Source organism: Sphingomonas fucosidasi (assembly GCF_036663855.1).
GTDB lineage: Bacteria > Pseudomonadota > Alphaproteobacteria > Sphingomonadales > Sphingomonadaceae > Sphingomonas > Sphingomonas faeni_B.
The window spans coordinates 343,267-357,666 of sequence record NZ_JAXOJR010000002.1; the positions used below are offsets into that span (position 1 = coordinate 343,267).

Sequence of the window (14,400 nt, forward strand, 5' to 3'; positions counted from 1 at the left end):
TCCGTACGCTCATGCCCGCACTGGGTACGCGACACATGCGTCTGCCGTTGGCCGGAATAACCACGGGGCAGTCGCTAAGTCCTATCGCCACGTCATGCGACACGCAAACGCTTTGTCGGACGCAACAAACGTACAACCGCGGCATGGCAGAATTATTTCTGTATCGTTCAGCTCGGGTGGCGTAGCCTGAAGGCATGAATCTTTCCTTTCCCGTTACGGCTTCGGCCCTGTCCATCGCGCTGGTCGCTATGCCCGTGAGCGCCGTTCAAGCGCCCGCAAATCCGCCGGTTTCCCTCGGCATTGCAGCGGATTCGCGTGGTGCGGCGCAGCAGGGGGTCGGCGGGATCGGCTATGCCGACATCGCCGATCTGGTGCTGTCCGCGCCGGTGATCGCCGATGCGACGGTGCGGTCGACCACGAAGATCAAGCCCGCCGAAGCCCCGAACCTCGCACCCGGTTTTGTCCGACTATATGTCGAGGTCGATGTTACGGCGCTGATCCGGGGAGCGGACGGACTGCCGCCGCGAATCGGCTATCTGCTCGACGTCGCCCCCGATTCGGCGGGTCGCGTGCCGAAATTCAAGAAGGCGCGGGTGCTGATCTTCGCGCGGCCGGTGCCGGGCGCCGTCAATCAAGTCCAGCTCATAGCGCCCGACGCGCAGCTCGGCTGGACGCCGATGGCCGACGCGCGCGCGCGGAAGATCGCCAAGGATGCTCTGGCTGGCGATGCACCGCCGGTGATCACCGGGATCGGCAACGCATTCCACGTCGCGGGCGCGCTGCCCGGCGAAGGCGAGACGCAGATTTTCCTGACCACCGCGGACCAGCGGCCGGTGTCGCTGTCGGTTCTGCGGCGACCGGGCGAGCAGCCACGCTGGGCCGTCGCGCTGAGCGAGATCGTCGACGAGTCGGCCGCGCCGCCTGCGCCCGACACGTTGCTCTGGTACCGGATGGCCTGCGCACTGCCGCCTACGCTGCCCGAGCGGAGTACCGGGTCGCTGGAAGCCGCCGACGCGACTATCGCGCGCGAGGATTATGCCTATGTGCTGGCCGCGCTCGGGCCGTGCGGGCGGACGCGAAAGACCTGACGCATGCCCGTACGCGCCTTACGGGGAAGGCGCGCGCTGGTGAATTTCGATCAGTTGCCCCGTGGTCGATCGCGCGCTTTCTAGAAACGCGACCGCCGCATCGACGTCGACCGGATCGGCCCCATCCGCCGACACGACCGCATTCACCCGAGTCGCAGGCGCCGATTCCACCGCGAGCGGGCCTATCGCGGCCCGCGCCTGCGCCGTCGCCACGCCGTCCAGCATCGCTGGGATCACCGCCACCAGCGAATCGCCAACCGCGCCTCGCACCAACGCGGCGATATCCGCGCCCGGTTCGAGCATCAGTCGCACGGCGTCAGCGGCGGTGGCGGATGAGGGTCACGCCGATCGCTTCGTCCGCCTCGGCGATCGCCAGCTTCACGATCTTCACTTTCACGCGCAGCACCCTCGCATCCTGCAGGAACAGCGTCTCGCAGATATGATCCGCCACGCCCTCGATCAGCGTGAAATGCACGCCCGGCGGCAGCGCGGTGGTCGCCGCGTTCTTCAGGTCGAGGTAATTCTTCGACGCCGACAACGGCGTATCGGGGTCGAACCGCTTGGGGCACACCATGTCGACGGTCAGCGAGATCCGCAGCGGCTGCGGCAGGTGCGTCTCCTCCGAATAGATGCCGGTCAGGACCTGCACTTCGAGATCGTGGACTTCGAGTTGAAGACTGTCTTCCATCGTCGCGCCTCTAGCAGACGCGCGGCGAGATGAAAGTCGGGTCTTCGAAGTGATACGCGCTGGCCAGCAACTCACGCGATCCTCCCCCGCCAGGGGGAGGTGTCGCCGAAGGTGACGGAGGGGGCGGACACGGAACAGGCGTGATCGCTTACCTGCCCCTCCGTCTGGCAAGTGCCAGCCACCTCCCCCTGGCGGGGGAGGATCATGACGGGCCAGCCTCGATCACTCGGAGTAGCGCCTCGACAACACCCCCCCCACCCCCGCCGGTTATCCTTGCGTTCAGCCGCACCGAAGTTAAAGCGCGCTGCCCCCACCGCCCGCGCGCCGTCGCTCGGCACGTCCGGGGGCAGGAGATGCCGTGATAACTCTCGTCCCCCTCGACAGCATCGATCCGGCCATGGTCGAGTCGCTGCTCGATCGCGCGTTCGGGCCGGACCGGTTTCGCCGCACCGCCTACACGATCCGCGGCGCGGGCGAGGCGATCGCCGCCCTCAGCTTCGCGGCGATCGAGGACGGCGCCCTGGTCGGCTCGATCCAATGCTGGCCGATCGCGCTGATCCAGGACGGGGTCGAAACGCCGCTCGTCATGCTCGGCCCGGTCGCGGTCGAGCCGACCCATCAGGGCGACGGGATCGGCCGCCGCTTGATGACGCACGCGCTCGATGCCGCAGCCGCGCACGGCCTCGACGGTGCGCTAATGCTGATCGGCGATCCCGATTATTACGGCCGCTTCTTCGGCTTCACCGCCGATCGCACCGCGCACTGGAGCGCACCGGGTCCAGTCGAGCGCCACCGCCTGCTCGCACGCGGCGACGCGGTCCCGAACACACCCGGCATGCTTGGTGCGCGCGTACCGGTTACGATACCGGTCACCGCATCCGCATAAGCCGCCGCTTTACCTGGCCCCCCTGCCCGCCTAGTCCGCCGCCATGCCCATGGATCCCATCCCCGATATCGCCTCCTTAAGTCTCGCCGAGATCGCCAAGCTCGTCGAGGAAGCCAAGCTCCCGCCGGTCGAGAAATGGAACCCGACGCATTGCGGTGACAGCGAGATGCGGATCGCGCGCGACGGCACTTGGTATCACCAGGGTTCGCCGATCGGACGCCCGGCGATGGTCCGGCTGTTCTCGACGATCCTGCGTCGCGAGGCCGATGGCAGCCACGTCCTCGTCACCCCCGTCGAAAAGCTCGATATCGAGGTCGAGGACGCGCCGTTCGTCGCGGTCGAGATGAAGGCCGAGGGCAGCGGTCGCGACTCGAAACTCGCGTTCCGGCTCAACACCGGCGATCTCGTCACCGCGGGTCCCGAGCATCCATTGCGCTTCGTCGAGGATACCGACGGCCCGCGTCCGTATCTCGTCGTGCGCGGCGGGATGGAGGCGCTGGTCGCGCGCTCGGTCTATTACGACCTCGCCGAGCGGGCGATCGCCGATGATGCGGAGACACCGGGCATCTGGAGCGACGGGGCGTTCTTCCCGCTGGAGCCCGCCGCGCTGGAACCCAACGCATGAGTTTGACGGAACGGCTGACCGCGGCGCTGGCGAAGGGCGCCGGCTCGCACATGATCCTGCTCACCGGCGACCAGCATGACGGCGACCTCACCGCCGCCGACACGCTGCTCCCCGCGGCGGTGCTGATCGCGGTCACCGACCGCGCCGATCCCGGCGTGATCCTGACCCAGCGTACCGACACGATGAGCCGCCACCCCGGCCAGATCGCGTTCCCCGGCGGTCGGATCGATCCCGGCGAGGACGTCGTCACCGCCGCGCTTCGTGAAGCCGAGGAGGAGATCGCCCTCCCGCGCGACGAGGTCCGGGTAATCGGCGAGGCGGACAGCTACCGCACCGTCACTGGTTTCCAGGTGACGCCAGTGATCGGCATCATCCCGCCCGACCTGGTGTTCACCCCGAGCGAAGCCGAAGTCGCCAGCGTCTTCGAAGTGCCACTCGCGTTTCTCCTCGACGAAGCGAACCATGTCGAGGCGACGCTCGAATGGCAGGGTCACGATCGGCATTATTACGAGATCATGTGGAACGAACGCCGCATCTGGGGCGCGACCGCAGCGATGATCGTCAACCTCGCCCGCCGCCTGAGGTGGTCTTGATACTCCCGGCCGCGCCGTGGCGCGATCGTGACGGTCTCGAAGCACTGACCAAGGTTCTCGGGACAACCGAGGGCGAGTCCCGCTTCGTCGGCGGCGCGGTCCGCGACACGCTGCTCGGGATCGACGTCGCCGATGTCGATATCGCCACGCGCCTGCCCCCGCAGGAGGTGATCGAGCGTCTCCAGGACGCGCGGATCAAGGCGGTCCCGACCGGCCTCGCGCACGGCACGATCACCGCGGTCACCGCCGCCGGTCCGGTCGAGGTGACGACGCTGCGTCGCGACGTCTCGACCGACGGCCGCCACGCGATCATCGCCTATACCGACGACTGGCGCGAGGATGCGGCGCGGCGCGACTTCACGATGAACGCGCTCTACGCAGACCCTGCGACGGGCGAGATCTTCGATTATTTCGGCGGCCTCGACGACCTCTCGGCACGGCGCGTGCGCTTCATCGGCGACCCGTTGCAGCGGATTGCCGAGGATCATCTGCGCATCCTCCGCTTCTTCCGGTTCCATGCCCGGTTCGGCACCTCGATCGACGAAGCGGGCCTGAATGCCTGTACCACCCGCGCGAACGATCTGATGGCGCTCTCCCGCGAACGTGTCGCCAGCGAGGTGCTGAAGCTGCTGGTCGCCGCCAACGCAGTGCCGGTGGTCGGCTTGATGGTCGAGCGCGGCATTTTCCGCGCGGTCCTGCCCGAGATCGACGCGGCGGGTGTGGAGCGTCTCGCTCTCCTCGCCGAGCGCGAGAGGGCGGCGGGTATCGCCCCCGACCCGATCCGCCGCCTCGCCATGACGATCGCCCCCGCTGCGGCCGAAGCCGTCGGCGCGCGCCTGAAGCTGTCGAACACCGACCGCAAACGCCTGATCGCCGCCACGGCCGGGCCCGGCACCGAAGGCCCGCAGGCGCTTGCCTACCGCGTCGGCATGACGGTCGCGATCGACCGGTTGCTGATCGCCGGCGAAGACGTTGCCCCGATCAAGGACTGGACGCCACCCGCCTTCCCGTTCTCCGGCGGCGCCTTGGTAGAACGCGGTCTGCGCAAGGGTCCGGACGTCGCGGCGATGCTGCGACAGGTCGAAACGCAGTGGATCGCGGAAGGCTTTCCGGCCGCGGAACGCGTCGGAGTGATCGCAGACGAGATGGTGGCTGAAGCGCTGAATCGCTGAGCTTCGAAGTGCCGAACTGCCAGAGGTTGAGATTACTAAACTACCACTACCGAACTGCTGGCGCGGTTAAAATCGGCGAGCCATGCTTCCCCGAGCAGTGCTTCCCCGAGCGGTGATTCCCAATGTCGACGCCACCCGCCCCCAGTCCGTCACCCCAGCGGAAGCTGGGGTATCCCCGTTGGTGAACGCCGAGCCCCACCCGATGAGATCCCAGCTTTCGCTGGGATGACGCTAGTTGTTGCGACGACGGCAGCTGTTGCGGCGACGGCGGCAGCTGTTGCGGCGACGGCGGCCGGTAGCTGTTAGGGCGACGGTGGGCGATGCGGCGACGGTGGCTGACGGGACGACGCTGACTGCTGGGACGACGGTAGCTGCTGCCGCGACAGCGGTTACCCCGATGAAGTCGGCTGTTGCATTACAGCGCTCAACCCTGAGCGAACGGCGACACGTCCCCGCCCGCGCCGATCATCGCATACGCCGCCCCCGCCTCCAGCGGCTTGGCATAGAAATACCCCTGCCCGAAGGTGCATCCGAGCGCCGCCAGCGTCTGCGCCAGTTCGTTGGTCTCGATCCCCTCGGCGGTCGTCTTCATCCCCAACGCCTGCGCCAGGCTCAAAATCGCACGGACGATCGACACCTTGTCGCGATCCGCCAACATCCCCGTCACAAAGCTACGGTCGATCTTCAGCACGTCGATCGGCAGCCTTTGGAGATAGGCCAGGTTCGAATAGCCGGTCCCGAAATCGTCCATCGCCAGCGTCGTGCCGAGTGCCTTGAGCGCATGCATCGTCCCTGCGATCCGGTCCGGGTCGGATACGATCGCGCTTTCGGTCAGCTCCAGCGTGAACCGGTCGCCGGTGAGCCCGGTCGAGCCGAGCGCAGCGCTCAGGACCGGCGCGATGTCGTCCCGCTGCAATTGGATGGCCGACAGATTTACCGCGACCTTGACGCCGCAGTGCGCGCCATGACGCGCGTCCCACCCGGCCAACGTCTGCGCCGCCTCTTCGATCGCCCAACGTCCCAGCGGGACGATCAATCCCGATTCTTCGGCGACCGGGATGAAATTGGTCGGACAGTGCACCTGACCCTGCAGATCGGTCCAGCGTGCCAACGCTTCGAACGAGACGATCCGGCCGGTCGCAAGGTCGCAGATCGGCTGATATGCAAGCCGTAGTTCGCGGTTTTCGATGGCCCGTCGCAGCGCGGTTTCCATGCTGAACTGCGCGCGCGCGATCGCGAAATCCTGCGGCAGGTAACTCTCGGCACGGCCGCTGACTTTCGCGCGCTTCACGGCGAACTGCGCGTGACGGATCAGCTCGGCGACATCGCTCGCTTCGTCCGCGCCGTACGCGATCCCGACCGAGCATTCGACGCTGATCTCGTAGTCGGTCAGCCGAAACGGCGTGGTCAGCGTACGTTGGATCCGCTGTGCCAGCGCATACGCCTCCTCCCGATCGCTATCGATTCCCATCAGGATACCGAACTGGTCGCCACCGATCCGCGCCAGCGTATCGCGCGCGCGCAGTGCGCCCTTGATCCGCCGCGCCACCGTGATCAGCAGCTCGTCCCCCGCCAGCGAACCCAGGCACGAGTTCAGCCTACCGAACCGATCGATATCGATCGCGAGGACGGCGTTGGCGTTGCGATCCTCCCCCTCGATCAGGTCTTCGAACCCTTCGCGGTTGGGCAGACCGGTCAGGCTGTCGGTGGTCATCTCGCGACGCAGGCTGCGCTCGGTCTGGATCTGCGACGTCTGGTCGACGAAACTGATCGTGCAGCGATCACGAAGCGCGACGAACGAGCGGGCGATCGTCACACGGTAATAACGACAATCGATCGTATCCCCGAGCACCCATTCGAAGTCCGATCGGATCAACTGGGATTCGAGAAAGGCAATGATCCGCGGGCCGAGATCGGCGATCATCGGCGATCGTTCCGCTACGACACCCAGTCCGGCCAGCCGGTACGCACGGTTCATCGCGAACAGATCGAACTGGCCACCGGTCAGCACCAGATGCGCCGCGGGAATCGGGATGAGTTCCAACGCACGTGCGACCAGATCGGTCGCAACAATGTTCTGCGCTATCGCTTCCGGGGCCATCGATGCCATGGGCACCGTCTAGCCGAGCTTCGTTAAGACGTCCTGAAGGAACCGAAAAGGCCGGTTATTTGTCAGTTCTAGCCAATTTTTCGGTTTTACAGCAGCATAGTCGGATCGGCTAGGCAAACCGATTGTCGCGAGGGAAGCCCGTCGGCGGCATTCTTCCCGCGGCACCCCGCGCCGCGCGCCAAGGTCCCAGGTCCGATTCGGTTCGCGTGCGTCCCGTACCGCCGCCCATCGCCCAGCTCAGCCCGTCGGCGAAGACGAACGTGATCGCGTCCGCCAGTCCGCCATCGCGGTAGCGCTGGAGTTGCAGCCCCTGCCCGCGCGTCATCTCGACCAGTTCGGCGAGCGGGAACACCAGCATCTTGCGATTATCGCCGATCGCCGCGACGTAATCGTCGTTCGGGCCGATCGGCCGGACGATCTTCAACTGCGCGCCCGGTCGCGGCGTCATCACCGTCTTGCCCTTGCGAGTCTCCGCAATCACGTCCGCGCTGCTCACCGAGAAGCCACGCCCATCGGTCGCGACGATCAGCAGTTTCGGATGCCTGCTCGCGGGTAGCAACGCGACGATCCCGACGCTGCCGTCGAGGTCGATCATCGCCCGCACCGGCTCGCCAAAGCCACGCCCGCCCGGCAGCTTGTCCGCCGCCAGCGTGTAGAACCGCCCGTTCTCCGCCGCGAGCAACAGCTTGTCCGTCGTCTGCGCGTGGAACGCGAACGCCGGGCCGTCGCCTTCCTTGAACTTCAGCGCCTCGGGGCTCGCCAGGTCGTTATGGCCGCGCATCGCCCGGATCCAGCCGCGCTGCGACAGGATCACGGTGATCGGCTCGCGCTCGATCATCGCCTCAAGCGGGATGTCGCGCGTCGGCGCAGCTTCCTCGATCGTCGTCCGCCGCCTGCCGAGCACCGTCTCCAGGCCGTAGCGATCGCGGATCTTCGCCATGTCGCGCTTCATCCGCGCGCGCTGCTTCTTCGGATCGGCCAGCAACGCAGCGAGCGACGCCTGCTCCTTGTCGAGCTTGTCGCGCTCGGTCTTGATCTCGAACTCTTCCAGCCGCCGCAAGCTGCGCAGCCGCATGTTGAGGATCGCCTCGGCCTGACGATCGGTCAGCGCGAACTCATCGATCATGACCTTCTTGGGCTCGTCCTCGGTCCGGATGATCTCGATCACGCGGTCGAGATTGAGGTACGCGATCAGATACCCATCGAGCAGTTCGACCCGGTCGGCGATCTTCGCCATCCGGTGCTCGGTCCGCCGGCGCAACACGACGAACTGGTGATCGACCCACGCCGCCAGCGCCTCGCGCAAGCTCATCACGCGCGGCGTGCGATCCTTGTCGAGCACGTTGAGATTGAGGCTGATCCGCGTCTCGAGGTCGGTCAGCCGGAACAGCCCGTCCATCAGGATCTGCGGATCGACCGTGCGGCTGCGCGGCTCGAGCACGATGCGGATCTCGGTATCCGATTCGTCGCGCACGTCGGCGAGGATCGGCAGGCGCTTGGCGTTGATCAGATCGGCGATCTGCTCGATCAGCTTGCCCTTCTGCACTCCGTACGGGATCTCCGTGACGATCAACTGCCAGCCGCCGCCCTTCTCGCGCTCGGTCTCCCAGCGCGCCCGGACACGGAACCCCCCGCGTCCGGTCGCATAGGATTCGCGGATGACCGCAGGTGGATCGACGACCAAGCCTCCGGTCGGGAAGTCAGGCCCCTTCACATGTTCCAGGATCGCCGCGTCGTCCGCGTCCGGCGTATCGATCAGGACGATCGCCGCCTCCAGCAGTTCGGCGGCATTGTGCGGCGGGATGCTGGTCGCCATGCCGACCGCGATCCCGCTCGCGCCGTTCGCCAGCAGGTTCGGGAACAGCCCCGGGAACAACTCGGGCTCGTGATCCTCACCGTTATAGGTCGGGCGATACGCTACCGCGTCCTCGTCGAGACCGTCCATCAGGTCGATCGCGACCTGCGTCAGCCGCGCCTCGGTATAGCGGTAGGCGGCCGCGTTATCGCCGTCGATATTGCCGAAATTACCCTGCCCGTCGACTAGCGGATACCGCATCGCGAACGACTGCGCCAAGCGGACCATTGCGTCGTACACCGACTGATCGCCATGCGGATGGTATTTGCCGATCACGTCGCCGACCACGCGCGCGCATTTCTTGTAGCCCTGCGCCGGGTCCAGCTTCAGCAGGCGCATCGCCCAGAGAAGGCGCCGATGCACCGGCTTCATCCCGTCACGCACATCGGGCAGCGACCGCGCGGTGATCGTCGACAGCGCGTAGACGAGATACCGCTCGGACAACGCGCTATCGAAGGGGGCGTCGACGATGGAGTCGAAGGGATCTTTGAAGTCGCTGCTGGCCATTGCCGACAGCGGTAGCAGGTGGAAACGCAACGATCAAAGCATGAACGTACCGCGCGCCTGGTCCGCATGCGGAAGGCCAGATGCCCGCATGACGCGGCGGACCGAGCCCGCTACACCAACCCCATGATCCGCTTTGCAATTCTCGCGCTCGCCGCCGTTGCCGTTCCGGCGACCGCGCAAAATCCCGCTTCGGCCACCCCGAAGCTGCTGACGTGGCCCGACCTGACCAAGCGCCCGAAGCCGACTCCTGACGCGACCGTCGACTATGGTGCCGACGCCATGCAGAAAATCGACGTCTGGATTCCGCAGGGCAAGGGTCCGTTCCCGGTCGTGCTGATGGTGCATGGCGGTTGCTGGACGACCAGCATCGCCGACCGCAGCCTGATGAACTGGATCGCCGACGATCTGCGCAAGGACGGCGTCGCGGTCTGGAACATCGATTATCGCGGCGTCGATCTGGCCGGCGGCGGCTATCCCGGGACGTTCGCGGATGCGGGGAGCGCCGCCGACCGCCTCGCGGTGGACGCCCGCAGGTTCAACCTCGATACCCGGCACCTCGTCGCCGTCGGCCATTCCGCAGGCGGCCATCTCGCGCTCTGGCTCGCCGCTCGCCGGAAGCTGCCCGCGACGAGCGCGCTTCACACCAAGCATCCGCTCCGTATCCGCCACGTCATCAGCCTCGGCGGGCTCCCCGATCTCGACGCCACCGCCGCCGACGCGACCAACGGGTGCGGCACGGAGGTCGTCGCCAAACTCGTCGGCGCCGCCACGCCGCAGCATCCCGACATCTATGCCGACACCTCGGTCCCGCGCCTCCTCCCGCTCGGCGCGAAGCAGGATCTCGTCAACGGTCGCGAGGACCGCATCATTCCGTTCCACATGGCGACCGACTATGTTGCAAAGGCCGAGGCGGCGGGCGACCGCGCCATGCTCCATATCGTGCCCGCCACCGGTCATGTCGAACTCATCGCCCCGGACACCGCTGCCTGGGCGGAAACCAAGCGCCTCATCACGACAGCCCTGAAGTGAGCCCGATGACCCTAGACCAAGCCCGCGCGCTCGACGCCACCGACCCGCTCGCCGCCTATCGCGACAAATTCGCGCTCCCCGAAGGCGTGATCTACCTCGACGGAAACTCGCTCGGCGCGCTCCCCAGAGCGACGCCCGCAGCACTCGCCGACGTCGCCACCCGCCAATGGGGCGATCGCCTGATCCGCAGCTGGAACGAAGGCTGGATCGAAGCCCCCCAGCGGATCGGCGCCAAGATCGCGCCGCTGATCGGTGCCGCCGCCGACGAAGTGATCATCGGTGACACCACCTCGACGCATCTTTTCAAGGCACTCGTCGCCGCGCTTCGCAGCAACCCCGACCGCCACACGGTGCTCAGCGAATCGGGCAATTTCCCGACTGACTTGCACATAGCGGAGGGCGCCGTCGCCTGCGTCCCCGGTGCACGCCTGAAAGTGGTCGCCCGCGCAGACCTGGCCGCCGCACTCGACGCAGACACCGCGGTCCTCCTGCTCACCCATGTCCACTACAAGACCAGCGACCGCTTCGACATGCCCGCCTGGACCGCCCGCGCGCACGCCGCCGGCGCGCTCATGCTCTGGGACCTCAGCCACAGCGTCGGCGCGGTCCCGATCGACCTCGGCGGCGCCGACGCCGACCTCGCCGTCGGCTGCACGTACAAATACCTCAACGGCGGCCCCGGCGCGCCCGCCTTCCTCTACGTCGCCAAGCGATGGCAGGATGCGCTCGCCAGCCCCCTGTCCGGCTGGATGGGCCACGCCGCGCCGTTCGCGTTCGAGGATGCCTATCGCCCCGCCCCCGGCATGAAGCGCTGGCTCGCCGGCACCCCGGCGATGCTCTCGACCGCCGCGCTCGAAACCGCGCTCGACCTCTGGGTCGACCTCGACCAGCACGCCGTCGCCACCAAAAGCGCAGCACTCTTCGACATCCTCGCCGCCGCCGGCGACGCACTGGGCCTCGACTGTGTCAGCCCGCGCGACCCGGCGCGGCGCGGCAGCCACATCAGCTTCCGCCACCCCCAGGCCTATGCGATCACCCAGGCGCTGATAGCCCGCGGGGTCATCGGCGACTTCCGCGATCCCGACATCCTCCGCTTGGGCCTGACGCCGCTGTACCTCAGTCACATCGACGTCTGGCGCGCCGGCGAGATCCTCCGCGAGACCCTAGAGACCCAGGCATGGCAAAATCCGCGATTCGCACAGCGCCTTGCGGTGACGTGACGGCACGAAGGGACATGTCCGCTAACGCCCACTTGAGGACATCCGCATTGTCAAATACGCTATCAGAAGCTTAACGAGGGAGCGTCGACCAATGAGCCGCAGATTGCTGGGATTAGGCAACGCCGCGTTGACTGTGTTCGGAATTTTTACCGCACTTAACTGGGGTAGCAGCATCGCCTATGTCGCCGGGACGTGGTTCGGCTCTCATTAACGTTTCAACTGCCAGCGTCCGCTTTCCTCTCCCAACCCGGACGTTCCCAAAATCCGGTCGTTTGGGAAACCTGGCTGCGATGAAACCGTTACCGTGCGAGCCTTTTCCACCCGAGCCAGATCCCGTTTATCGACGTGGTGATTCCTGCGATCGAGAACTGCGCGATCCAGCGATGAACGCGGTAGAGCCAGCGCCGGGCGATCTTGCCGAGCGCCGGCGGTCCGAGGGTGTTAGAAGCTGACACGAAGCGAGACGTCGACCGAGCGGGGACGGCCAAGCACCCATTGCTGGTTGGTATACGTACTGAGCGCGTAGTCCCGGTCGAACAGGTTGTAGCCGTGGACAGCGACCGCGACGCGCGGCGTCACCGCATAGGAGAGCGTGGCATCGACCGTGGTATAGCTGGGGATGCGGAAGCTGTTGGCGTTGTCCGAATAACGACGCCCGACGTAGCGCAGCCCGGCGTGCGCCTGAAGCGCGCGCGTCGCGTTCCAGCGCAGCCAGAGATTGGCGAGCGTCTCGGGCACGTCCGGCGGGGTATTGCCGTTGAAGCTCGTGCCGCCTGAGACGAAGTCGTCGAAGGTCGCGTCGAGGATGCTGCCGTTCGCATCGATCCCAACGCCGTAAGGCAGATCGAGCGACACCGCGGCCTCGACACCCTTGGCCGATCGCTGTCCCACCTGCTCGACCGGGCTCGTCGGGGTCAGCTGCGCCAGCAGGCGCTTCTTGACGATGCGGTAGGCGGCCAGCGTCGCGGTACCGTGCCCGTCGAGGAACACCGCCTTGGCACCGACTTCGACCTGGTCGCCCACCGCGTTGCTGAACTGCACCTGCCCCGTCGAATAGGTGGTCAGCGTCCCGAGCGGGTCCACGCCGGTGGCATATTGCGCATAGAGCGAAACCGTCGGAACCGGCTGATAGACGCTCCCGATCCGCCAGGTCATATTGTGCAGCCGCTTGTCGAGCGCTAAGGTTTCCGTGCTGGCGCCGCCCGGATAGTCGATCGACCAACGGCGTATCCTGTCGCGTTCGTAGCGCACGCCGCCGACGATCGAGACGTGCGTGCCGAGCTTCAGCCGGTCCTCGGCAAAGACCGCATATTCGTCGATGCGCGTGCGATAGCGCGGTGCGATCCCCTGCGTGTCGACGATCAGACCGGGATCGAACGCGAAAGGATCGACCTCCGAAACCTGCGGGTCCGAACCGAAGTTGTGGGAGTAGGTGAGTTTGATGAGGTTGACGTCGAAGCCCATAACAAGGTCGTTGCTGACGCCATCGGCGATGCCTGTCCAGAGCGTCACGCTGCCCTGATCGCCCCATTGCGTCTGGTCGTGGACGATCCCGGTCATGTCGGTGCGCAGGACGCGGCCGGGCGTCCCGGCGTTGGTGCTGCCGTTGGGGCAGACCCCGCCCGCGGCGATCCAGCAATAGCTTTCGAGATTGAGCCAGTAGCGTTTGGACGTGAGGCGATAGGCCTGGTTGCTGACGGTCAGTGCATCGCTCGGCGTCCAGTCGACCTGCAGGCTGGTGCGGTTGTCGCGGTAGCGGATAAAGCCGTCGCGCGTGTTGTAGTTGCGTTCCCGGATGCGGTCGTCGAGCCGAGCGTCGATCAGCGGCGTGCCGAAATAGCGCATCGGCTTCTGGTCGCCATAATCGTCCCGCGCGGTGACGACGAGCGTGTCGGTCGGTGCCCAGCGAAGCGTGCCCGACACCGCATGGCTGCGCGACTGGCCACGATCGACATAGCCGTCCGATCGGCGATAGCTGCCATCGATGCGGTACGAGAGGCGCTCGGTGATCGCCCCCCCTGCGCCGGCTGCCACATGGAAGCTGTCCTGCGAGCCATAGCCGATCTCGCCTTCAATCTGGGTCCGCTGCGTATCGGGTTTGCGCATCAGGACATTCACCGCGCCGCCCAGCGCGCCCTGGCCGTAGAGCACGGAGGCCGGGCCGCTCAGGATGTCGATACGCTCGACCATCCACGGATCGGTGGGAAAGGTGATCGTGCCGGCAGCCGGGAACAGCCTTATGCCGTCGATGAGCTGGAGCACGGATCCCTGACCGCTGAAGCCCCGCGCGGCGAGCGCGGTGCCGCCGTTGCCGGGGTTGCCGGCGTTGCTGATGCCCGGTGCGCGGCTCGTCGCGTCGATCACCGACAGGTCGCCGCGCGCGCGGATCGTGGCGCCGTCGATGACCGAGATCGTCGCGGGAGTCTCGAGCGGCGTGAGACCCAGGCGGCTGCCGGTCGCGTTCGGCGTGGTGAGCGTGTCCTGTGCATGCTGGCCGACAACCAGAATGTCCTCGTTGTCGGAAGTAGGCGCGGACTGAGCGTTGAGCGGTGCTGCGAACACAGGCGACAACAAAGCCCCTGCAAACGCGAAGCGAGACGATAGGAACGGCATTACGGTAATCCCCG

Annotated in this window: 12 protein-coding genes; 7 read left to right on the plus strand and 5 right to left on the minus strand. The window is 66.5% G+C overall.

Annotated elements, in window-relative coordinates; genetic code table 11:
* Window positions 1-248: 248 nt before the first annotated feature.
* The gene (locus U1737_RS05110) at window positions 249-1,088 is read left to right on the plus strand and encodes a hypothetical protein (protein WP_332795859.1); all 840 of its coding nucleotides are present in this window, start codon (window positions 249-251) and stop codon (window positions 1,086-1,088) included.
* An 18-nt stretch (window positions 1,089-1,106) separates the two neighbouring features.
* Here U1737_RS05110 and U1737_RS05115 read toward each other — a convergent pair whose 3' ends face one another.
* Window positions 1,107-1,391, minus strand: a complete 285-nt coding sequence (locus U1737_RS05115; RefSeq protein ID WP_332795860.1) for a Rossmann fold domain-containing protein — start codon at window positions 1,389-1,391, stop codon at window positions 1,107-1,109.
* Window positions 1,392-1,404: 13 nt separating this feature from the next.
* Window positions 1,405-1,776 (minus strand): dihydroneopterin aldolase, encoded by a 372-nt coding sequence (locus U1737_RS05120; protein ID WP_332795861.1) that lies wholly within the window; start codon window positions 1,774-1,776, stop codon window positions 1,405-1,407.
* A 358-nt stretch (window positions 1,777-2,134) separates the two neighbouring features.
* Here U1737_RS05120 and U1737_RS05125 point away from each other — a divergent pair, with 358 nt between their 5' ends.
* The 4 genes from U1737_RS05125 to U1737_RS05140 are packed head-to-tail and all read left to right on the plus strand — an operon-like array spanning window position 2,135 to window position 5,052.
* Window positions 2,135-2,662 (plus strand): GNAT family N-acetyltransferase, encoded by a 528-nt coding sequence (locus tag U1737_RS05125; protein ID WP_254688565.1) that lies wholly within the window; start codon window positions 2,135-2,137, stop codon window positions 2,660-2,662.
* A gap of 43 nt (window positions 2,663-2,705) precedes the next feature.
* Window positions 2,706-3,287, plus strand: a complete 582-nt coding sequence (locus U1737_RS05130) for a DUF1285 domain-containing protein (protein WP_332795862.1) — start codon at window positions 2,706-2,708, stop codon at window positions 3,285-3,287.
* Window positions 3,284-3,880 (plus strand): CoA pyrophosphatase, encoded by a 597-nt coding sequence (locus tag U1737_RS05135; protein WP_187502386.1) that lies wholly within the window; start codon window positions 3,284-3,286, stop codon window positions 3,878-3,880. Before U1737_RS05130 ends, U1737_RS05135 begins: the two co-directional genes overlap by 4 nt.
* Window positions 3,871-5,052, plus strand: coding sequence for a CCA tRNA nucleotidyltransferase (locus tag U1737_RS05140; protein ID WP_332795863.1), 1,182 nt, complete (start codon window positions 3,871-3,873; stop codon window positions 5,050-5,052). Before U1737_RS05135 ends, U1737_RS05140 begins: the two co-directional genes overlap by 10 nt.
* 424 nt (window positions 5,053-5,476) lie before the next feature.
* Here U1737_RS05140 and U1737_RS05145 read toward each other — a convergent pair whose 3' ends face one another.
* Both U1737_RS05145 and parC read right to left on the minus strand, forming a co-directional pair.
* Window positions 5,477-7,162: a putative bifunctional diguanylate cyclase/phosphodiesterase gene (locus tag U1737_RS05145; RefSeq protein ID WP_332795864.1), complete on the minus strand. Its 1,686-nt coding sequence runs from the start codon at window positions 7,160-7,162 to the stop codon at window positions 5,477-5,479.
* Window positions 7,163-7,271: 109 nt separating this feature from the next.
* A complete protein-coding gene (parC, locus tag U1737_RS05150; protein WP_248522412.1) occupies window positions 7,272-9,524 on the minus strand; it encodes a DNA topoisomerase IV subunit A in 2,253 nt (750 codons plus the stop codon).
* 66 nt (window positions 9,525-9,590) lie between these two features.
* Between parC and U1737_RS05155 the strand changes: the two genes are divergently transcribed.
* Together U1737_RS05155 and kynU are read left to right on the plus strand one after the other, a co-directional pair.
* Window positions 9,591-10,553, plus strand: coding sequence for an alpha/beta hydrolase family protein (locus U1737_RS05155; protein WP_332795865.1), 963 nt, complete (start codon window positions 9,591-9,593; stop codon window positions 10,551-10,553).
* A gap of 5 nt (window positions 10,554-10,558) precedes the next feature.
* Window positions 10,559-11,773, plus strand: a complete 1,215-nt coding sequence (gene kynU, locus U1737_RS05160; protein WP_332795866.1) for a kynureninase — start codon at window positions 10,559-10,561, stop codon at window positions 11,771-11,773.
* A 441-nt stretch (window positions 11,774-12,214) separates the two neighbouring features.
* On the opposite strand, the gene U1737_RS05165 is transcribed toward kynU, so the two are convergent.
* Window positions 12,215-14,386: a TonB-dependent receptor gene (locus U1737_RS05165; protein WP_332795867.1), complete on the minus strand. Its 2,172-nt coding sequence runs from the start codon at window positions 14,384-14,386 to the stop codon at window positions 12,215-12,217.
* Window positions 14,387-14,400 lie beyond the last annotated feature (14 nt).